The following is a 20,944-nucleotide window of genomic DNA, read 5'->3' on the forward strand; positions in this document are numbered from 1 at the left end:
AGTGCAAGGGATTGTTTTTTGATTAGTGTACGTGGGTAAACATGGTTCATGTTAAAATAACTGTATCCAATATTGTGGAGGTATTAAAATGAAAAAAAGAATAGGTTTATTATACGGTGGGAAATCCGCCGAACATGAAGTATCTTTATCGACAGCTCGTGCAGTGACACAAGCTTTAAATTTCAATGAATATGATGTGTTTCCAATATACATTACACATGAAGGCGAATGGCGTAAAGGTGCCCAATTATTGGCGCCGGTAGAAACAATTGAACAATTGCAATTTGATAATACATTCAATCAAGAATTGCCTAATAATATTTCAAGCTTCTTACCGTCTCAACAGGAGACAGACGAAAACGCGCTGGACGTGATTTTCCCTCTTTTACATGGACCAAATGGCGAAGATGGAACGGTACAGGGATTGCTTGAAGTATTGAATCTTCCTTACATCGGTAATGGTGTTCTAGCATCTTCTGCCGGAATGGATAAAGTCATCATGAAACAGCTCTTCGCGATTGCTGGTCTGAAACAAGTACCATTCGTTCATTTCATCCGTAAAGAATGGCAAAAAAACCAAGAGAATTTGATTGGGAAAATGGAGAAAGAACTAGCTTGGCCAGTTTTCGTTAAACCGGCAAACCTCGGTTCAAGTGTGGGAATCAGCAAAGCCTCAACTCGTGAAGAGTTAATCGCAGCTGTGGATATGGCATTGAAGTACGATCGCAAAATTATCGTCGAACAGGGCATTAAAGCACGTGAAATTGAAATGGGTGTACTAGGTAACGATTCGCCGAAATGTTCTGTGCCAGGTGAAATCAAACCGTTGAAAGATTTTTATGATTACCAAGCAAAATACAAAGACGGCAACACGGCGATGATAATTCCTGCGGACGTCACTGAAGAAGTGGAAGCTACTTTGCAAGACAACGCAATCAAGGCTTTTAAAGTATTGGATTGCTCAGGACTAGTGAGAGCTGACTTCTTTGTAACGGATGCAAATGAAGTGCTAATTAATGAAGTGAATACATTACCTGGCTTTACGCCATTCAGTATGTTCCCATTGTTATGGCAGCACACAGGCGTGAATTACGCGGAATTAATCGATCAGCTGATTGAGCTTGCGATCGAAAGACATGCCGAAAAACAACAACTACACTATACAATGGATTGAGTGTGAATAATTTTGAAAAAATCATTACAAACAGTTGCTGGGTGGTTAAACATAAATGACGAAGTAAAACCGAATGTCACGGTAAGTGGCGTATCGATCAATACTAAAACCATTCAACCTGGAGATTTATTCATTCCGTTCAAAGGTGAAAAAGTGAATGGTCATCAATATGTGACTCAAGCTTTTGAAAAAGGAGCATCAGCAGCTCTTTGGCAGAAGGATGAACCAAATCCTCCACAAAATCTCCCTTTGCTTTTTGTGGAAGACAGTGAAATAGCGTTGCAGCAAATGGCACGCGCATATCGGAAAGATCATCCGGCAACGTTCATTGGCATTACGGGATCAAATGGGAAAACATCCACTAAAGATTTGGTGGCGGGTGTACTATCTCCTTATTTCCGTGTCCAAAAAACGGCAGGAAACTTCAACAATAACTTGGGATTACCGATTACGATCTTATCGTTGGATGAAGACACAGAGTTTGCCATCCTTGAAATGGGTATGAGTGGCTATGGAGAAATTGAGTTCCTTTCAAACTTGGCAAAACCGCATCACGTTGCGATAACCAACATCGGCGAAGCCCATATGCAAGACTTAGGTTCGCGTGAAGGAATTGCCAAAGCGAAGTTTGAAATCATTGCCGGCTTACAAGGTAATGGGTGTCTATTTTATGATGGAGACGAACCGCTTTTGAAGCCATTCATTCAAAAGTTCAATGATGAAAATGGATCTTCTACTATTAAAACCATTTCATTCGGGACAAATACGTCAAATGACATTTCAGCTCAATCGATTCTAGCGACGGAGAATGGCAGTGAGTTTGATGTGACTGGACTTATTGAATCACATTTTATGATTCCGGTTTTAGGAAAGCATCAAGTCAAAAATGCATTGGTTGCGATATTGATTGCCAAAGAGGCTGGCTTATCAAACGAACAAATTCTGGATTCCTTGAAAAATGTTTCACTTACAGACATGCGGATGCAAGTCATTCCTGCCAAGAACGGTTCATTGTTTATCAACGATGCGTATAATGCAGCACCGACTTCAATGAGTGCCGCCATTACCTTTATTCGTGAAACAACAATTCGTCCTGAAAAGTGGCTGGTTCTTGGGGATATGCTGGAACTAGGTTCTGAAGAACAGGCCTATCATGAAGACTTAGCCAATCAGATTAAATCGGAAGATTTTGCTGGTGTCTGCTTATATGGTCCACGCATGAAATGGTTATATGACAAGTTGCAGAAATCGTTCGATGAAAGACATCTAATTTGGTCGGAAAAGGATTATGAACCGATTCGCACTATGTTGGAAAGCCATACATCAGCAGATTCCATCACTTTAATAAAAGGATCTCGTGGAATGGCACTAGAACATGTGATTAATTAATACTTTACTCAAAGGAAACTCTGTTAATGGAGTTTCCTTTTTGTATGTTCAATATGGTTGGCATGTAGCGTTTGAAAAATGGCGAACTGGGTATCACAACTGTATCGAACAAGTCAAAGTTGCGATTCTAAAAGGGGACTGAAAAAATGAAAACCGGTCTATTATGCATTCATGGATTTACAGGAGGTCCGTATGAAATTGAGCCTTTTGTGCAAAATATTGAAGAGAAAACGGATTGGATTGTCAAAGTCCCTACGTTGCCTGGACATGGACCTACATTATCATTAACAGAGTTGACGGCGGAAAATTGGATGATGGAAGCTGAACAGGCCTTGAGACTATTGCAAAAGCAAGTGGACAGAGTGTTCGTTGTCGGTTTTTCAATGGGTGGACTGATTGCCCTTTATTTATCTTTGCGCTACAAGATTGACCGTCTCGTTCTTCTCAGTGCATCTGCTAAATACATTAATGGCGTTCAAATATTGGAAGATGTTAAAGATATCGTAGCTGATGTCGTGCAAGGGAATCTTTCAACCAATGCGTTTTACCATTTATACGAATACAAATTAACTCATACGCCAATTCGAGCCGCGATTGAGTTTATGCGAGTCGTAAAAATGGTCGAGCCTTATTATGAGTCAGTCACAGTACCGGTATGTATTGTGCAAGGCAAAAAAGATGGGATTGTCCCATTCACTTCTGTACAATATTTGTACGATCGATTGGGATCAGAAGAGAAAAGCATGGTTACTTCAGAATGCGGCAAGCATCTCATATGCTATAGCGAGGATTGCGATGAATGGTTCGATGAAGTGTTAAGTTTTTTGGAAAAGAATGAGAAAACTAATTATTACGACTGTGGTTGATTAATTGCATATTGTCTTTATCCGTGTTAAAGTGATTAGAGCAATGGATACATTTTGTGTAAAGACTCTTCGGGTTTTGATGAAGAGCTCTTTTTTTTGAACATAACGGTTTGTTCAATTTTTTAGGGTAGGATGTTTAGTTTCAAACATCAAAAATGTGAGCTATCACAATAGCCTCGTTCTCAATAAGAACTTTACAAAGGCTACCAACAGGTCACAAGAGACAGCGTGATGCATACGCTTTGAACATGCTCCCCACTGATCGAACCGCTCGGCAAAAGACCGGGCTTTCCTTTAAATATAAGTCCCCTCTGATAACTCTACAGAGAATTTTAAGTAACGGAAACGTTCCTCGTATAGGCTCGAATTTGCCGCAACTTCATCTGAAAATGTAACCATTTGTCAAATGTAAACAAAAAGGAGATTAAATTTTGACAAATTTTTCAGAATTAAATATTAGCGAATCAACATTAAAATCCGTAAAACGTATGGGTTTTGAAGAAGCAACACCAATCCAAGAAGGTACAATCAAATTTGCAATGGAAGGCCGCGATATTATCGGTCAAGCACAAACAGGAACTGGTAAAACAGCAGCGTTTGGTATTCCGTTGGTTGAAAAGGTTGACCCAAAAAACTCTAACATCCAAGGTTTAATTATTGCACCGACTCGTGAATTGGCGATTCAAGTTTCAGAAGAACTTTACAAAATCGGCCAAGACAAACGTGTGAAAATTTTATCTGTATATGGTGGACAAGAAATCGGACGTCAAATCCGTGCATTGAAAAATAACCCACATGTAATCGTCGGTACACCTGGTCGTATTCTTGATCATATTAACCGTCGTACATTGAAACTTGATAACGTTCAAACGCTTATTTTAGACGAAGCGGATGAAATGTTAAACATGGGCTTCATTGAAGATATCAACACAATTATGGAAAGTGTTCCAGCAGAACGTCAAACATTGCTGTTCTCGGCTACAATGCCAACACCAATCCGTAAAATTGCTGAGAAATTCATGAAAACGCCTGAAGTAGTTAAAATTCAATCAAAAGAAATGACAGTTGAAAACATCGAGCAATTTTTCGTTAAATCGCATGAGCGTGAAAAATTCGATATCCTTTCTCGTGTTATTAACGTACACCAACCTGAACTTGCAATTATCTTCGGTCGTACAAAACGTCGCGTAGACGAATTGTCACATGCTCTAAGCATCCGTGGTTATTTAGCAGAAGGTATTCATGGTGATTTAAGCCAAGCGAAACGTATGTCAGTTCTTCGTCAATTTAAAGAAAACAAAATTGACATCCTTGTTGCAACAGACGTAGCTGCTCGTGGACTTGATATCTCTGGTGTTACTCACGTTTACAACTATGATATTCCACAAGATCCTGAAAGCTATGTTCACCGTATCGGTCGTACTGGCCGTGCAGGTAAAAGTGGTGTGGCAGTAACTTTCGTTACTCCACGTGAAATGGGTTACTTACGTATCGTTGAAGAAACAACGAAAAAACGTATGTCACCACTTCGTCCACCAAGCTCAGATGAGGCATTAATTGGTCAACAGCGTTTAGCGGTTGAATCATTATCTGAAATTGTAGACAAAAACAATATCGGTGATTACCGTTCATTCGCAACGGAATTACTTGAGAAATATGAAGCAGTTGACGTAATCGCTGCTGCATTGAAATCAATGACTCGCGAACCAAGTGATACACCTGTATCAATCTCTGAAGAACGCCCATTGCCAGCTCGTAAAGAGCGCAGCGGTGGTGGCGGACGCAGCGGCGGCGGTGGCTATAAAGGCAACAACCGTAGCGGTGGAGGCAGATCTTCTTCAGGTTCAGGTCGTAGCTCAGATCGTGGTCCATCTCGCCGTACTGGCGGTCGTGACGGAGCTTCTTCTTCTTCTTCACGTGAGGGCTCTTCAAGCCGCGGTGGACGTCCACGTACATCTTCACGTCGTGAAAGCTAATTAAATTTCAAAAACCACAGTCCTTATGGGCTGTGGTTTTTTTAGATTGTGAATGGTTGAAACGCGAATAGAAGGCTTGCAACCGCGAATAGACAACCCAGAACTGATAATACATCTCTACCAGTATCTTTTTTATGAAACGTTTTTACTGTAGAATCGTATGCATAGTAGAAAGTAGGTGTTCACATGAGAAATGAACCAATTAATCAGATCTCACCAAAAGGATTAAAGGTATGGAGATTGTACGGCTTGATGCATTCCGCCATTATATGGTTATTGGCAATAGGTGCCGGAGTCTTAAATTGGTGGTTGGAAGGGCCATGGTGGGTATGGGTTATTTGTGTAGTGCTTCCTATACTATATACATACATATTTGTTTATTTTTTTCCTAAATTACGATGGCTTCGTTGGAGATATGAAGTTAGGGAACAGGAAATTGAACTTCAGCACGGACTCTTTGTCATCAAGCGGACACTAGTGCCAATGGTTCGGGTCCAGCATGTAGATACGGAACAAGGACCCATTTTACGCAAATATGATTTAGCTTCTATTACAATCTCGACTGCTGCAACAAATCATACGATTCCGGCACTTATTACAAGTGAAGCGGACGAAATGAGAATTCGCATATCGACACTTGCAAGGGTGGCGGAAGATGATGTCTAACGAACGTTTTAAACTCCATCCAATTTCAGCAGTGGTAAATTTCATTAAAGGCTTAAAGGATTTAATTTTACCGTTTGTCTTCATTTTTGTTGTAAATGGATTTCAAGGCGATTCCTCGGGAGGCGGCCATTGGACGGATTTTGTTCCTTATATTGTGGGGTTTTTGGTACTGGCGTTCATTTTGGGTAGTGGAATCATCAAGTGGAAACGTTTTGTTTACTGGTTTGAAGAGGATGAATTACGGATTGAATATGGATTGTTTGTAAAGAAAAAACGCTATATTCCTTTTGAACGTATTCAAAGCTTGAACTATACCGAAAGTATTTTACATCGACCTTTCAAACTTGTAAAAGTAACGATTGAGACCGCTGGTTCAGGATCTGCAAAAGAAGCAGAAGCAGAACTTACAGCCATCACCAGAGATAATGCAAAGCGGATCGAAACAGAATTGGCGAATGCAAAAAAACGTAAAACGTCTTTAACGAAAGCTGAAGTAACATTAACGGAAGATCAAAACCATGAATCGGACTTAGATTCTGCTGTTCCAATTTATAAAATGTCCATGAAGGATTTAATCATTCTGGCCACTACATCTGGAGGGATTGGTGTCGTATTCTCTGGGTTAGCTGTGTTCATGTCCCAGTTTTCGGATATCATTCCGTACAAGGAGATTTACGATGAGTTCGTTGTATTTCTGAAATTCGGCTTTTTCATTGTGGCAATTAGTATTTTTATGGTTTTATTGTTCGCATGGTTAATTTCCGTCATTCTGACGACTTTAAATTACTACCAATTTACGATTGTCCAGGAAAACGACCAGATTGTTTTAACTCGTGGTTTGCTGGAGAAGAAAAAAGTATCCATTCCAATTGGGCGTGTTCAAGGGATTCGTATTGTCGAGAATCCATTGCGCCAATTATTCGGCTATTGTACGGTTATTGTTGAAAGTGCGGGGGGTTCCCTAGAGGAACAAGATAAAAACATAAAACTATTCCCACTTGTTAAAAAAAGTGTAATCAAACAACCGTTAAATCAATTGTTCGTAGATTTCGACTTTGAACCTGAATGGACATCTTCTCCAAAACAGGCTAAATCATTTTATTATCGTCTTGACTTCTTATGGATGATTCCCGTGATGGTTGCGGTCAGTTATTTTTACTATCCATATGGATTATTGTCATTATTCCTGTTTCCGATTGTGATCCTATTGGCTCTATGGCAACATCATTCTGCTGCATTTGCACTTAATCGTAACCAGTTATCTTTGCGATACAGAGGGATTAGTAAATACACGTTCTTCATCGAAAAGAAAAGAATGCAATCTCTTCAAATGAAACAAAGTCCTTTCCAAAAAAGAAAAAAGCTCGCTTCCATTCAAACCACAATCAAGTCGGGAATGCTTGGAACAACTGCTAAAGTGGATCATTTAAACGTAATAGATATTGAGGAAGTCATGACTTGGTACGAACCTTCCAAGTATGAAGCGATAGAAAAAGGACAGCCACAATAAGGCTGTCCTATCTTTTTCTCTTTTTCCAGCTAATGATTCGTTGAGGATGGAAGTAACTAAGTCCAATCAGGAAACCAACAGCCAAACCGCTTAAATGAGCGGTAGCGTTAATGTTTGGTGTTAAGAAGGTCATGACGATACTGATGACAATGATCGGTAAAATGATTTGACGAAGTTGAGGTAACGTTTTGCGTGCATAGTACACAAGTGCACCAAAAGCCCCAAGCAGTCCGTAAATAGCACCACTAGCACCGACATGAACATAATTAGCGTCTTGCAAAAGGAAAGTTGCAACGGTACCGAATAATCCAGCCATGAAATAAATGGTTAAAAAACGGACTTTTCCTGCAAGCTTTTCAAGTTCAGGTCCAAACAAATATAGTGAAAACATATTGAACAGTAAATGCATTAAACCTGCGTGCAAAAACATTGGCGTGATGAAACGCCACCATTGTCCATCGGAGATTAGGTAATTGACACCTGCTCCATAATTAAATAGCACTGGGCCAAGGACTGGGACTAATGTAAGCAAATGAATGATAACATTAAGGGCAATAATTGTAGAAACCACTGGGTAAGACTTAATGTATTGTGAAAAATTTTCTGTACGACTAAACATGAATTCACCTCGAATTTCTATGTAAATATTATACCGTGAAAATGCCATGGGTTGAAAGGAGAAGTGTTGCATGATTAAAGGAATTGGCTTGGATGTGACAGAAATTGAACGTATCAAAGATGCACATATGCTTACGACTAAATTTAAAAGCCGTATTCTGACTGTACGTGAATTGGAGCGCTTTACTAATTTGAAAGAAGCAAGACAACTTGAATTTTTAGCTGGTCGTTTTGCAGCGAAAGAAGCATTTGCAAAAGCATTAGGGACTGGCATAGGCAAGCATTGCAGCTTTCAGGATATTGAAGTGATTTCAAATAATGTGGGAAAACCTGTCCTGTATTTTAAAGGACAAGAAGTCAACGGTCATGTGAGTATTACACACACAAAACAATTCGCCGCTGCCCAAGTAATATTGGTTGAATAATCCCTGTCCCTCTTTCATAAGATGTTTTAACGGATCGATATGAGAAAGGGTGGATTTATGCGTAGCCGTTTATTTGCAGGGTTAGTTGTACTGTTAATGCTTTTGTTAACAGCATGTGGGGCAGAGTCAAAAGAAGATGTGTTGAAGAAGTTGAGTAGTAAATGGGTTGACACGAAAGGGTATGAGTTAGAAGCACAGATGCAAATCAGTACAGGTTCTGAACCACGTCTTTACGATGTCAGTGTGTGGCACACAAAACCAGAATTTTACCGAGTGAAAGTTAGTCAAGCGGAAGAAGATGTTTCACAAACGATTGTTCGAAATAAAGAAGGCGTATTTGTGATTACCCCTACATTAGGTAAGACTTACAAATTCCAGAGTGATTGGCCGGAAAAAAATAGCCAAGCCTATTTAATCGGGTCTTTAGCACAAGATATTAAAGCGGATAAAGAGTCAAAAATGACAGAAAACAAAAATTCGTATATCTTTGAAACAAAAACTAGAAACAGTCATCAAAAAATGTTGCCGACACAACAAATCCATATCAGTAAGAAAACATTACTTCCGACAAAAGTATCTATCTTAAATGATCAAAAACAAGAACAAATCTTGATTACTTTTGATAAGATTACATTAGGAACTTCAAGAAGTGCTGCCGATTACAAAGCGGATATGCCTTCTGAAGAAAAAACAGAGAATGAAACTGCAAGTAAAGATGCTGAGGTACCAGTATTCAAAACGCATTACCCTACTTTACAGTGGGAAGGCGTAGATAAGCTGGAGGAAAAAGTGATTAAAAATGATACACAAGAACGAGTAATCATGACGTATGGTGGTAAAAAAGAGTTTACGCTCATTCAATCTCCAATTACGAAAAAATCTGTTGACTTAGTACCTGTTTTTGCTGCTGGCGACCCTGCCGATCTTGGATTTGCAATCGGGGCCATCACAGATCAATCAATCACTTGGGAACAGAACGGCATTCAATTCTTCTTAGCATCAGATTCGATGTCTCGTGAAGAAATGATAACAGTGGCTTCATCGATGACTGCAGATGATTTAAAATAAAACAATTATTATAACTATCGTACTTTAAATGAGGTATAACCATGCAACCAGCTAATTTTTATCGACCAACATTCGCACAAATTGATTTGAATGCAATAAAAATGAATATACTTAATCTGAAGAAACATATTGGTCCATCTAGTGATGTGATCGCGGTAGTAAAAGCAAATGCTTATGGACATGGTGATTATGAAGTTTCGACTGCTGCAATAGAAGCGGGGGCAAGCATGCTTGCCGTTGCCACACCAGATGAAGCGATTCGATTGCGGGAAAGTGGCATCGAATCGCCCATTCTTGTGTTAGGTGCATCTCCCCCATCCTTTGCAAATGCTGCCAGCCAGCACGATATTATGCTTACCGTTTTTCAAAATGATTGGTTTCTTCACATTCCGTCCTTACCCAAAAAGCTGAAAATACATATTAAAATTGACACTGGCATGGGTAGGTTAGGTGTAACTACGGAATCAGAATTAAGCACGCTTATTCAAACTATCAATCATCGACAAGATGTCGTGATTGATGGCGTCTTTACTCATTATGCGACGGCTGATGATGAAGATATGGACCAATTTACACGTCAGCTAGAAAAGTTCAAAACGTTTTTGCATTGCTTTCCTGAAAAACCACGATGTATTCATACTGCGAACAGTGCAGCTGCATTGATGCACAAAGAATCATTATTTGACGCAGTACGGTTTGGGATCTCGATGTACGGAATATCACCATCAGCATTTGTTGATAATGGACTTCCTTTTCCATTGGAAAAAGCAATGAGTTTGCATACAGAAGTTGTGCATGTCAAAAAAGTGGCTAAAGGTTCTACCATCAGTTATGGTGCTACTTACACTGCCGATGAGGAAGAGTGGATAGCCACACTTCCAATCGGTTATGCGGATGGTATGCTCCGGGGGTTGAGTGGACAAGAAGTATTGATTCAAGGAAAACGCTTGCCGGTCATCGGAAGAATTTGTATGGACCAGTGTATGGTTCATCTGGATGGACATGTTCCGGTTGGCGAACCAGTTGTGTTAATTGGAAGACAAGGAAATGAACTAGTAACCATTGAAGAGTGGGCACAGAAACTGCAAACAATATCGTACGAAATTCCTTGTGTACTGACGAATAGGGTGCCAAGGACATATCCGCAATAGTGTTCGACATAAACCGACTAAACTAAAAATATTGTCAGATATTTTCCTTCTTTGTCTTCTCATACCAAGTTTTGAATGGTAAGATAGAAAAGTATTGAAAAGAGGGACGGGTTTGTCGGAGGTGTTGACTGTGAATGAAAAGAGAGAAACAAAGGAAGTTATCGTAAAACTCCCACGAAAATTTGTGAACGATCTTGATAGACAGAAAGAGCAACAACTGGCTGAGCCAGGAGAGTTTGTTTATATTTCGACAAAAAAAGTGATTAAACATGTTCAACCCAATCTTATACGAGAAGCGATGATCAAGGGCTACGTGGAAATGTCCCATATCAACTTGTCAATTGCAAGCGAGTGTCTGCATTTGGAATACGAAGCGGAGCATACGGTGGAGCGTCTCGTAAGCGGAGGATGAAATCTTGAACGTAAAACGTGGTGACGTTTTTTTTGCTGACTTATCACCAGTAGTCGGGTCTGAACAAGGTGGAACAAGGCCCGTTCTGGTGATACAAAACGATATCGGGAATCGTTTCAGCCCTACAGTCATCATTGCGGCTATCACTGCGCAAATTCAAAAAGCAAAATTACCAACACATGTAGAAATCAATGCTAAAAAGTATGGGTTTGAACGGGATTCTGTTATTTTGCTTGAACAATTGCGTACGATTGATAAATCGCGGCTGACGGATAAAATTACCCAGCTGGATGATGTACTGATGGAAGAAGTAGATGAGGCGCTTGAAATTAGTCTCGGCCTCGTAAAGTTTTAATCATACATAATAAAGGACATCGTGCGCAGATTTTGTGTACGATGTTTTTTTGGTCCGAATTTAAAAAACGTGTGTAGTTGGCAATTTTCAGATACAATAGCAGGAACATATGAATTTGATTCGAGGAGGCTTCACCAAACTGTATGAATAAACAGATGGCAACATTCATTCAAGATAATATAGATGAAATACTTGTCAGATGGCAGGAATTAATGAAAGACGATTCAGAGGAACGATTCTTTCAAATAATGTCTCAAGATGTCATCGACAAAACAAGTCGTGAATTTGCAGAGTTAATGATTTCCAACCTATTTGAAGGTGAGAAAAACTATGTGAATCGTCTGAACGAATTTACAAGCAAAGTTGTTCGTTTTGGCTGGTCAATCAGCTTTGTCATGAAAGCAATCACTCATTTTTCACAAGTTGTATACGATATGTTGGAACAAAATGAAACCATCACAGAGAGCAATATGAAGGAATATGTTTTGGTTTTCGCTAATTGGATTACACCTATGCGTGATGGCATTGTAGAAACGTATGCTAAAACATGGGAACGTACTGTGCAGTTGCAAAAAATTGCGTTACAGGAACTTTCAGCATCATTGATTCCGGTTTTTGACAAAATCTCAGTTATGCCACTTGTCGGCACAATCGACACAGAGCGTGCAAAACTGATAATGGAAAACTTGTTGGACGGTGTCGTAAAACATCGTGCTGAAGTCGTGTTGCTGGATATTACTGGCGTACCAGTTGTGGATACAATGGTTGCACATCATATCATTCAGGCAGCAGACGCAGTTCGTTTAGTTGGGGCGAAGTGTATGTTGGTCGGAATTCGTCCTGAAATTGCACAAACAATCGTCACTTTAGGAATTAATTTGAAAGATTTCACTACTACAAGCACTTTGCAACGTGGTGTTGAACAAGCATTGGCATGGACAAACCGCAAAATCGTGGAGGTGGAAGAGGATTGAACTTACGTATTCCAATTTTAAAATTAAAAGACTGTCTGATTGTTTCAATTCAATGGGAGCTTGATGATCAAACGGCGTTACAATTCCAAGAAGATTTACTTACCAAGATGCATGAAACAAGTGCGCGTGGAGTAGTTATCGATTTAACACCAATCGACTTTATAGACTCTTTTATCGCTAAAGTTCTAGGAGATGTCATCAGTATGTCTGGATTAATGGGTGCCAAAGTGGTTATCACAGGAATTCAGCCTGCGGTAGCAATTACACTTATCGAATTGGGAATTCGTTTAGACGATGTGATGACAGCATTAGACTTAGAGAATGGTCTTGAAAAACTCCAACGAGAATTGGAGGCCTAAGTATGGGTTATCGGTCTTCTGTAGAAATTTTAACTGAGTGGGACATTGTTGCTGCTAGACAACTTGGTCGGAATGAAGCAAAAGAAGTGGGCTTCGGCACGGTTGATCAGGCACGTATCACAACAGCAATCAGTGAACTGGCTCGTAATATTTACTTATATGCGGGAAAAGGTAAAATCGAAATTGAACGTATATCAGAAGGCGGATCATTTGGCATTATTATTATCGCATCAGACGAAGGACCGGGAATTCCCGATGTTCGTAAAGTGATGGAGGATGGCTTTTCTACTTCTGGTGGATTAGGTGCTGGTATGCCTGGAGTAAAACGTTTAATGGATGATTTTAAAATAGACACAGTTTTAGGTGAAGGAACCGTAATAAAAGCGACGAAGTGGATTCGTTAGGAGGTTAGATTAAATGCCTCAAGAAATTGAAAGGCAATATAAGGAAATACTCCGACAATATGTCATGCGTCAAACAGAGCAGAATTTATATGCAGGTCAAAACTTCAGCCGTCAACTTATACAAAAAAACATAGCTCCCGAAGAGGTAATTAGCATACATAAGGCAGCACTAGAAGAAATGTTCCCGGAGTTGCCAATGAATGTTTGGAATTCATTTGATTTGCTAATTGAAATGATGATTCGTTATGGGCTTGCTCATGCAGAACATCAGAGCTTGTTGGAACAACAGGAAGAAATGAAGGTTGAAATGGACTTAGCTGCCAATGTTCAACGAACTTTATTGAAAACAACTGTTCCGGTAGTTTCTGGTTTGGAGATTGGTCTTGTTTCTGTGCCGGCTCGTAAAATGAATGGGGATTATATTTATTTTCTCAGCGACGATTTGAATAATGCTGGCGTTGCAGTTGCTGATGTCATCGGTAAAGGAATTCCTGCTGCACTATGCATGTCCATGATCAAATATGGGATGGACAGTTTGCAGGATGCAACTTCCGATCCCAAAAAAGTATTGGATGTTATCAATCGCATTGTTGAGAAAAGTGTCAATGACGATATGTTCATCTCCATGTTTTACGGTCGCTATAATGTTGAACAATCAACCTTTACATATGCCTCGGCAGGTCACGAGCCTGCCCTTTTTTACGATGCTAAAAAAGAAGAGTTCTCTGAACTTCATGCAAAAGGTCTTTTGCTGGGTGTTGTACCGAATGTCACCTATACACAACACGATGTCAAAATGGAATGCGGCGACTTTGTCGTGATGATGACGGATGGTGTGACGGAGTGCAGAACGGATGAAGGTTTCATTGAACAGGAAATCATAGTGTCATTGATTTATTCCTTACGACACGAATCGGCTCAAACAATTGTAGATACCGTGTTTAAAGAACTGGAAAAGATGCAAAATTTTGAGCTTCGTGATGACTTTACACTCGTTATTTTCAAAAAAACATGTTAAAAGGTTTCAAAAAGATATCGAAGTGGTATTAAGTAATTATCAATTAAGTTACATTGGATGGACGGGGTGTCAATAGATGAATATTCAAGTCGTGATAAAAGAAGAAGAGAATTTCGTTAAAGGTTTTATTAGCGGAGAAATCGATGCATTTACAGCACCGATACTTCGTGAAAAATTAGCTACTGTACAGCCAAATGATGGCTTGCAAGCAGAATTAGACATGTCGGATGTATCATATATGGATAGTACTGGATTGGGTGTTATTGTTGCGTTTTTCAAGAATATTAATGCCATTAACGGCCATGTTAAGTTAACGGGATTATCGCCTCGTCTAAAGAGATTATTTGATATAACTGGTCTTGGTGAAATTATGGATATTGAGACAGACGATAAAGGTGGAAACTGATCATGAGACCATTTGATTATGTAGAGATTCGAGTGCCTGCAAAACCCCAATACGTGGGTGTTGCACGTTTAACTATATCCGGATTGGCCAGTCGAATTGGCTTTACATACGATGATATCGAAGATTTAAAGATCGCTTCTTCAGAAGCAATCACTAATGCCGTGCAACATGCTTACACTGGAGTTGATGAAGGTGAAGTCGTTGTCGGATGTGCACTCTATCCAGACAAAATTGAAATCATGGTATCAGACCATGGTAAAAGCTTTAACTTTGAAGAAACAAAAGCCAAAGTTGGACCCTATCACGAACAACAAGAAGTACAGTTTTTACGTGAAGGTGGACTTGGTCTGTATTTAATTGAAACATTAATGGATGAAGTGAAAGTCCACCACCAAGAAGGCGTAACAGTCTTTATGACAAAGTATGTCGGAGAAGAGCAGGTGGAAGAGAATGTCGAAACTATCTCCTCCTAATCATCAAACTAAAGAACAAATTCTCGAGTGGATTAAAGCGTATCAAGAGTCTGAAGATGCAGAAGCTCAAACTAACCTGGTGATAAATTATCAACGACTGGTTGAGTCCATTGCACGAAAATATTCAAATGGGAAATCATATCACGAAGATATTGTACAAGTCGGCATGTTAGGTTTACTTGGTGCTATCCGTCGATACGACCCTGAGTTTGGCAGAACGTTTGAAGCCTTTGCAGTTCCAACAATAATTGGCGAGATTAAACGCTTTCTGCGTGATAAGACATGGGCAGTACATGTTCCACGTCGCATTAAAGAGCTCGGACCACGAATAAAATCTGCTGTTGAAACGTTAACCACAGAACTTCAACGTTCACCAAAAATCGTTGAAATCGCTGAATATCTCGAAGTAGATGAAGATGATGTATTAGAAGCAATGGAAATGGGTAAAAGCTACCAAGCTCTTTCGATGGACCATTCTCTTGAATCTGATTCGGATGGAAGTAGCATTACTTTATTTGACGTTATTGGCCAGCAAGATGATGGTTATGAAAAAACAGATCAGCGTATGTTAGTAGCAAATGCACTCAGTGTTCTTTCTGAACGGGAGAAACAAGTCATCCAATTTACATATATTGATCAGCTAAGCCAGAAAGAAGCCGGTGACAAACTCGGTATTTCCCAAATGCATGTTTCCCGATTACAAAGAAAAGCTATTAAAAAGTTACAAGATGCAATTCTTGCAGCTGGTGGAGTGTCGTAATGAACTCGATACGACATCCTTTTTTAGAGGTATTCGTCTATCAGGAAGCAAAAGAGGGAAACAATGAATCGGGAGATACGTATTTCACGTATATGAATGAGGAGTATTTTTTATGTGCTATTGCTGATGGCTTAGGCAACGGACCAATTGCGAGACAATCATCTGAAATCATTCCGATGATTTTGGCAGAATACCATCATGAAACAATTGATGAATTATTGCTGAGATGCAACAAATTAATGTTCCAAAAACGTGGCGCTGCTGTAGCGATTGTCAAAGTAAACTTTTCTGCTAAGACCATTGCATATAGCTGTGTAGGAAACATCAAGTTTTATATGACTAGAAGAGATGACGATAAAATGATTTACCCACTACCAGTAATGGGTTATTTATCGGGAAGACCTCAAAAGCTTCGAACTCAAATTTATTCCTATAAACCGGGTGATTTGTTCCTTTTCCATTCCGATGGTGTCGTCTTAGGAAACCCCAAGAGCACGATGAGAAGTAGTACAGGAGCTTATGATTTGCACCAAACATTAATACAAACAATTAAACATGGTGACGATGCAACATTTATCGCCGGTAGCCTGCTCCAATAAAATGGAGCGGGTTTTTTGTGTTTTAAATTGGTTTGGATTTCGTTTCATCCAAGATTAGCTATATCTAGCTCCACGCGTCACTTTGTGCTCTAAAAGGCGGCAACTACTAAGCGCCTATCATTTCCTTGTGTCAGGCAAGAGAGGCGCTTTACGCTTTTCTTATGTTAAAATAAATGGATGTAAAGCGAAAGGATGATAAGTCACATGGACGCTAAACAAATGATGCAACGAATAGCTAAAGAAACAAATGTACGCCCAGCACAAGCCCAGCAAGTTATCGATTTACTGGAAGAAGGTAACACGGTTCCTTTTATTGCACGCTACCGTAAAGAAGCGACAGGCTCACTGGATGAAGTACAAATTAAAGCGGTTGAAGATCGTTACCGTTACATACAGCAACTAGAGCAAAGAAAAGAAGAAGTGCTGCGCTTGATCGATGAGCAAGGGAAATTAACTGAAGAATTATCCCAAGCCATTCAGGCAGCCTCTGTATTACAAAGACTCGAAGATTTGTACCGACCATATAAGCAAAAACGCAGAACAAAAGCGACAATAGCAAAAGAAAAAGGATTAGAACCTTTAGCTTCGTTATTATTAAAATTTTCCCAAACACAGCCGGTAGAGTTAGCAAAAGACTTTATCAATGAAGAAAAAGAAGTGATGAACGCTGAAGAAGCATTGCAAGGTGCGCGTGATATTTTAGCGGAACAATTTGCGGATGACGCGAAAATACGTGAGAAAATCCGAAACTTAACTCGTGCAGAAGGGTCAATTGTATCCACTGTGAAGAAACAAGAGGCCGACGAGAAAAGCGTATTCGAAATGTATTATGATTACACGGAGCCAGTAAAGAAAATTGTGCCCCATCGAGTTCTTGCATTAAACCGTGGTGAAAAAGAAGATATTTTGAAGATCAATTTGCTTTCACCCGTGGATAGAATCATTAGTGTCATGCGCGATGAGTGGATTCCAACGCACAGTTCCTCGCTAAGCATCAGTCAAGTAGCTGAAGCGATTGAGGATTCTTATAAACGCCTGATTGCTCCATCAGTCGAGCGGGAAATTCGCACGGAGCTAACAGAAAAAGGGGAAACACAAGCCATTCATATCTTCTCTGAAAACTTGCGAAACCTTTTATTACAGCCTCCATTGAAAGGTAAAGTCGTTCTTGGGGTAGATCCGGCTTATCGTACAGGTTGTAAATTAGCTGTCGTGGATGATACCGGGAAGCTTCAGGAAGTATCCGTCATTTATCCACATCCACCAAAAGCAGATCCGACAGCGTCCAAAAAAACCATTTTGGATGTATTGAAGCGATACCCTGTTTCAATCGTTGCCATAGGTAACGGAACAGCCTCCCGTGAAACGGAGCAATTTGTCGCGGAATGTTTGAAAGAAGCAGACCGTGAAATTGCTTATGTAATAGTAAACGAAGCTGGCGCCAGTGTTTATTCGGCTTCAGACACTGCTCGTGCGGAATTTCCTCATCTTCAGGTAGAACAACGCAGTGCAGTATCGATTGCTCGAAGACTACAGGATCCGCTATCAGAATTAGTCAAAATTGAACCTAAAGCAGTAGGGGTTGGACAATACCAACACGACGTCTCGCAGAAAAAACTAAATGAATCATTAACATTCATAGTAGAAACTGCCGTTAACCAAGTGGGTGTTAACGTTAACACAGCTTCTGCATCGTTATTACAATATGTTTCGGGTCTCTCCAAAACCGTAGCTGAAAATGTCATCATCATGCGAGATGAAAATGGCAAGTTCACTTCACGCGCACAACTGAAGAAAATTCCGCGTCTCGGCGCCAAAACATACGAGCAAGCTATTGGGTTCTTACGTATTCCTGAAGCAAAAAACCCGTTTGATGCGACTGGTATCCATCCAGAAAGTTATCAAAGTGCTGAAGAAGTACTGAAAACAGCAGGGTTGAAGAAAGCACAAATCGGCACGAAAGAAGCTGAACTCGCTCTTAATGAGATAGATTTGAAAGAGTTGAGTGAGCGATTAGATATTGGGGAAATTACGTTGAAAGATATCGTGGATACCTTAAAAAAACCGACACGTGATCCACGTGATCAATTCCCTCAACCATTGCTGAAGACGGATGTTCTTCAAATGGAAGACTTGGCAAGTGGAATGGAATTGCAAGGAACAGTTCGCAACGTTGTTGATTTTGGCGCTTTTGTAGACATCGGTGTAAAACAAGATGGACTTGTTCACATTTCTAAACTAAAAAAAGGCTTCGTCAAACATCCACTAGACGTTGTTGCTCTTGGTGACATTGTGACAGTATGGGTGGAACAAGTCGAAAAAACAAAAGGACGCATTTCTCTTACAATGCTTCCGCCAGTAAAACAAAACTAAAAGGAGCCTGCCTATCATGAATCGGTAGGCAGGTTCTAATGTATTCAAAGGATGGGTGGTATGACGAACGAAGAACTACATCAACTGGTAGTGAGTATCTCTGAAAACGTGTTTCATAAGCCTTTTAAACATGAAGCTTATTTCAATAGCCGTCTTAAAACAACAGGTGGCCGATATATGCTGCAATCACATCACATTCAAATCAATCCAAAATCATTCGAATTATATGGTCTAGATGAACTTGAAGGAATCATTCGCCACGAATTGTGCCATTATCATTTACATATAGAAGGAAAAGGCTATAAACATCGCGATAAAGATTTTAAAGATTTATTAAAAGTGACTAAATCCCCGAGATTTTGTGCAAACTTAGTGTCGGTAAAAAGAAAGAAAAGAGTAGCCCAACATGTCTATGGATGTATCTCTTGTGGTTTGCTATATAGACGGAAAATTCGTTTAAATACCACCAAATACCGCTGTGGCAAGTGTTCTGGGCGATTATTAAAAGTGGAATAATATTTCTTTAGAGAAAATGGCCAAAAGTGGTTGACGAGGAAGAAGTACCTCACTATAATAAGAAAAGTCGGTTAGTTACATAACATTATTCCGAAGTAGCTCAGTGGTAGAGCACCGCACTGTTAATGCGATGGTCGTAGGTTCGAGTCCTACCTTCGGAGCCAATATGGCCCCTTGGTCAAGCGGTTAAGACACCGCCCTTTCACGGCGGTAACACGGGTTCGAATCCCGTAGGGGTCACCAATCAACTTATAAACAAACTATGTTATACTCTACATAACGATTTCGAGAAAAAGATGTACAAGCATTCACGCTAAAGTAATCTCTTCTATAAAGAAGTCGCGAGGGTCGTACAACTCACATTCCGAATTACTTCTAAAGTAATCGCGAGGGTGGAGCAACGCAGCTGTACGAAGACAGCAAGTAACGTCGAAGCAGGCGAAGCCGATGCAGACGTCAAACTCAACATAAGCGTTGAGTCATAGTGTTTATAACAATAATATTATCGCGGGGTGGAGCAGCACGGTAGCTCGTTGGGCTCATAACCCAAAGGTCGCAGGTTCAAATCCTGCCCCCGCAACCAAATGGTCCCGTGGTGTAGCGGTTAACATGCCTGCCTGTCACGCAGGAGATCGCGGGTTCGATTCCCGTCGGGACCGCCATTTTTTATTGGGGTATAGCCAAGCGGTAAGGCAACGGATTTTGATTCCGTCACGCCCTGGTTCGAATCCAGGTACCCCAGCCAAATGTTTTTCTAAGTTTGCGAGCCATTAGCTCAGTTGGTAGAGCATCTGACTTTTAATCAGAGGGTCGTAGGTTCGAATCCTACATGGCTCATAATTTTGTTGTTGACTTCTTGAATTAACGTGGTATACTAAGTATTGTCGTTAAAACATCAAGCGGTCGTGGCGGAATGGCAGACGCGCTAGGTTGAGGGCCTAGTGGGAGAAATCCCGTGGAAGTTCGACTCTTCTCGGCCGCACCAAAAATACTAGCGCCCGTAGCTCAATTGGATAGAGCGTCTGACTACGGATCAGAAGGTTGTGGGTTCGACTCCTGCCGGGCGCGCCAAAAAACCTTCTATATAATATAATAACGCGGGTGTAGTTTAGTGGTAAAACCTCAGCCTTCCAAGCTGATGATGAGAGTTCGATTCTCTTCACCCGCTCCATATAATTACCTAATGAACCTTGAAAACTGAACAGCAAAACGTCAACAATAAAGCGGAACACACTTCGGTGTAGGAAGCAAAAACTTGAACTTAATTGTTCATTTTAAAACGTCATTAATTTGACGCCAGCAACAAAGTCGAGCTAATCGACTCACCTATTATGGAGAGTTTGATCCTGGCTCAGGACGAACGCTGGCGGCGTGCCTAATACATGCAAGTCGAGCGGAATGATGAAGAAGCTTGCTTCTTCTGATTTTAGCGGCGGACGGGTGAGTAACACG

Annotated in this window: 22 protein-coding genes, 9 tRNA genes and 1 rRNA gene; 31 read left to right on the plus strand and 1 reads right to left on the minus strand. The window is 40.3% G+C overall.

Annotation, left to right across the window (positions count from 1 at the left end):
* Positions 1 to 88: 88 nt before the first annotated feature.
* From HMPREF1210_RS15990 to HMPREF1210_RS16015, 6 genes are all read left to right on the plus strand, one after another.
* A complete protein-coding gene (locus HMPREF1210_RS15990; RefSeq protein WP_016429748.1) occupies positions 89 to 1,174 on the plus strand; it encodes a D-alanine--D-alanine ligase in 1,086 nt (361 codons plus the stop codon).
* A 12-nt stretch (positions 1,175 to 1,186) separates the two neighbouring features.
* A complete protein-coding gene (gene murF, locus HMPREF1210_RS15995; protein WP_016429749.1) occupies positions 1,187 to 2,563 on the plus strand; it encodes a UDP-N-acetylmuramoyl-tripeptide--D-alanyl-D-alanine ligase in 1,377 nt (458 codons plus the stop codon).
* A 146-nt stretch (positions 2,564 to 2,709) separates the two neighbouring features.
* Positions 2,710 to 3,429 carry a carboxylesterase gene (locus HMPREF1210_RS16000; RefSeq protein WP_016429750.1) on the plus strand — a complete coding sequence of 240 codons (720 nt, stop codon included), beginning with the start codon at positions 2,710 to 2,712 and terminating at the stop codon, positions 3,427 to 3,429.
* Positions 3,430 to 3,860: 431 nt separating this feature from the next.
* Positions 3,861 to 5,405, plus strand: a complete 1,545-nt coding sequence (locus tag HMPREF1210_RS16005) for a DEAD/DEAH box helicase (protein WP_016429751.1) — start codon at positions 3,861 to 3,863, stop codon at positions 5,403 to 5,405.
* Between the two features lie 186 nt (positions 5,406 to 5,591).
* Positions 5,592 to 6,071 (plus strand): PH domain-containing protein, encoded by a 480-nt coding sequence (locus HMPREF1210_RS16010; protein WP_016429752.1) that lies wholly within the window; start codon positions 5,592 to 5,594, stop codon positions 6,069 to 6,071.
* Positions 6,064 to 7,581, plus strand: a complete 1,518-nt coding sequence (locus HMPREF1210_RS16015) for a PH domain-containing protein (RefSeq protein ID WP_016429753.1) — start codon at positions 6,064 to 6,066, stop codon at positions 7,579 to 7,581. Before HMPREF1210_RS16010 ends, HMPREF1210_RS16015 begins: the two co-directional genes overlap by 8 nt.
* A gap of 7 nt (positions 7,582 to 7,588) precedes the next feature.
* Here the strand turns inward: HMPREF1210_RS16015 and HMPREF1210_RS16020 are convergent, their stop codons facing one another.
* On the minus strand, positions 7,589 to 8,200 hold the full coding sequence (locus HMPREF1210_RS16020; protein ID WP_016429754.1) for a rhomboid family intramembrane serine protease: 612 nt from the start codon (positions 8,198 to 8,200) through the stop codon (positions 7,589 to 7,591).
* A 70-nt stretch (positions 8,201 to 8,270) separates the two neighbouring features.
* Between HMPREF1210_RS16020 and acpS the strand changes: the two genes are divergently transcribed.
* From acpS to HMPREF1210_RS16145, 25 genes are all read left to right on the plus strand, one after another.
* Complete coding sequence (gene acpS, locus HMPREF1210_RS16025; protein ID WP_016429755.1) at positions 8,271 to 8,624, plus strand: holo-ACP synthase; 354 nt, start codon at positions 8,271 to 8,273, stop codon at positions 8,622 to 8,624.
* 57 nt (positions 8,625 to 8,681) lie between these two features.
* On the plus strand, positions 8,682 to 9,692 hold the full coding sequence (locus HMPREF1210_RS16030; protein ID WP_036660330.1) for an outer membrane lipoprotein carrier protein LolA: 1,011 nt from the start codon (positions 8,682 to 8,684) through the stop codon (positions 9,690 to 9,692).
* Between the two features lie 41 nt (positions 9,693 to 9,733).
* Positions 9,734 to 10,843, plus strand: a complete 1,110-nt coding sequence (gene alr, locus HMPREF1210_RS16035) for an alanine racemase (RefSeq protein ID WP_016429757.1) — start codon at positions 9,734 to 9,736, stop codon at positions 10,841 to 10,843.
* Between the two features lie 130 nt (positions 10,844 to 10,973).
* Positions 10,974 to 11,255: a hypothetical protein gene (locus HMPREF1210_RS16040; RefSeq protein ID WP_036660331.1), complete on the plus strand. Its 282-nt coding sequence runs from the start codon at positions 10,974 to 10,976 to the stop codon at positions 11,253 to 11,255.
* Between the two features lie 4 nt (positions 11,256 to 11,259).
* Positions 11,260 to 11,610, plus strand: coding sequence for a type II toxin-antitoxin system PemK/MazF family toxin (locus HMPREF1210_RS16045; protein WP_016429759.1), 351 nt, complete (start codon positions 11,260 to 11,262; stop codon positions 11,608 to 11,610).
* A 143-nt stretch (positions 11,611 to 11,753) separates the two neighbouring features.
* Positions 11,754 to 12,584, plus strand: coding sequence for an RsbT co-antagonist protein RsbRA (locus HMPREF1210_RS16050; RefSeq protein ID WP_016429760.1), 831 nt, complete (start codon positions 11,754 to 11,756; stop codon positions 12,582 to 12,584).
* Positions 12,581 to 12,943, plus strand: coding sequence for an STAS domain-containing protein (locus HMPREF1210_RS16055; RefSeq protein ID WP_016429761.1), 363 nt, complete (start codon positions 12,581 to 12,583; stop codon positions 12,941 to 12,943). The genes HMPREF1210_RS16050 and HMPREF1210_RS16055 overlap by 4 nt, the downstream gene beginning before the upstream one ends.
* Positions 12,944 to 12,945: 2 nt before the next feature.
* The gene (locus tag HMPREF1210_RS16060) at positions 12,946 to 13,347 is read left to right on the plus strand and encodes an anti-sigma regulatory factor (protein WP_016429762.1); all 402 of its coding nucleotides are present in this window, start codon (positions 12,946 to 12,948) and stop codon (positions 13,345 to 13,347) included.
* 13 nt (positions 13,348 to 13,360) lie between these two features.
* The gene (locus HMPREF1210_RS16065; RefSeq protein WP_016429763.1) at positions 13,361 to 14,365 is read left to right on the plus strand and encodes a PP2C family protein-serine/threonine phosphatase; all 1,005 of its coding nucleotides are present in this window, start codon (positions 13,361 to 13,363) and stop codon (positions 14,363 to 14,365) included.
* A 76-nt stretch (positions 14,366 to 14,441) separates the two neighbouring features.
* Entirely contained in the window at positions 14,442 to 14,771 is a 330-nt protein-coding gene (locus HMPREF1210_RS16070; RefSeq protein WP_016429764.1) for an anti-sigma factor antagonist, read from the plus strand.
* 2 nt (positions 14,772 to 14,773) lie between these two features.
* A complete protein-coding gene (gene rsbW / locus HMPREF1210_RS16075) occupies positions 14,774 to 15,244 on the plus strand; it encodes an anti-sigma B factor RsbW (protein WP_016429765.1) in 471 nt (156 codons plus the stop codon).
* Positions 15,222 to 16,004: an RNA polymerase sigma factor SigB gene (gene sigB, locus HMPREF1210_RS16080; protein ID WP_016429766.1), complete on the plus strand. Its 783-nt coding sequence runs from the start codon at positions 15,222 to 15,224 to the stop codon at positions 16,002 to 16,004. The genes rsbW and sigB overlap by 23 nt, the downstream gene beginning before the upstream one ends.
* Positions 16,004 to 16,603: a PP2C family serine/threonine-protein phosphatase gene (locus HMPREF1210_RS16085; RefSeq protein ID WP_016429767.1), complete on the plus strand. Its 600-nt coding sequence runs from the start codon at positions 16,004 to 16,006 to the stop codon at positions 16,601 to 16,603. The genes sigB and HMPREF1210_RS16085 overlap by 1 nt, the downstream gene beginning before the upstream one ends.
* Positions 16,604 to 16,807: 204 nt before the next feature.
* Entirely contained in the window at positions 16,808 to 18,976 is a 2,169-nt protein-coding gene (locus HMPREF1210_RS16090) for a Tex family protein (RefSeq protein WP_016429768.1), read from the plus strand.
* Between the two features lie 60 nt (positions 18,977 to 19,036).
* Entirely contained in the window at positions 19,037 to 19,492 is a 456-nt protein-coding gene (locus HMPREF1210_RS16095) for a SprT family protein (RefSeq protein ID WP_016429769.1), read from the plus strand.
* Positions 19,493 to 19,581: 89 nt separating this feature from the next.
* Positions 19,582 to 19,656: transfer RNA gene (locus HMPREF1210_RS16100), tRNA-Asn, on the plus strand.
* 4 nt (positions 19,657 to 19,660) lie between these two features.
* Positions 19,661 to 19,735: transfer RNA gene (locus HMPREF1210_RS16105), tRNA-Glu, on the plus strand.
* A gap of 263 nt (positions 19,736 to 19,998) precedes the next feature.
* Positions 19,999 to 20,075: transfer RNA gene (locus HMPREF1210_RS16110), tRNA-Met, on the plus strand.
* Positions 20,076 to 20,078: 3 nt separating this feature from the next.
* A tRNA-Asp gene (locus tag HMPREF1210_RS16115) sits at positions 20,079 to 20,154 on the plus strand.
* Positions 20,155 to 20,162: 8 nt separating this feature from the next.
* Positions 20,163 to 20,237 (plus strand) — tRNA-Gln (locus tag HMPREF1210_RS16120).
* A gap of 19 nt (positions 20,238 to 20,256) precedes the next feature.
* Positions 20,257 to 20,329: transfer RNA gene (locus HMPREF1210_RS16125), tRNA-Lys, on the plus strand.
* A 62-nt stretch (positions 20,330 to 20,391) separates the two neighbouring features.
* Positions 20,392 to 20,477, plus strand: a tRNA-Leu gene (locus tag HMPREF1210_RS16130).
* 9 nt (positions 20,478 to 20,486) lie between these two features.
* Positions 20,487 to 20,563, plus strand: a tRNA-Arg gene (locus tag HMPREF1210_RS16135).
* Between the two features lie 26 nt (positions 20,564 to 20,589).
* A tRNA-Gly gene (locus HMPREF1210_RS16140) sits at positions 20,590 to 20,663 on the plus strand.
* Positions 20,664 to 20,820: 157 nt separating this feature from the next.
* Positions 20,821 to 20,944, plus strand: a 16S ribosomal RNA gene (locus tag HMPREF1210_RS16145); the annotation flags it as partial.

The organism is Paenisporosarcina sp. HGH0030, assembly GCF_000411295.1.
Taxonomy (GTDB): domain Bacteria; phylum Bacillota; class Bacilli; order Bacillales_A; family Planococcaceae; genus Paenisporosarcina.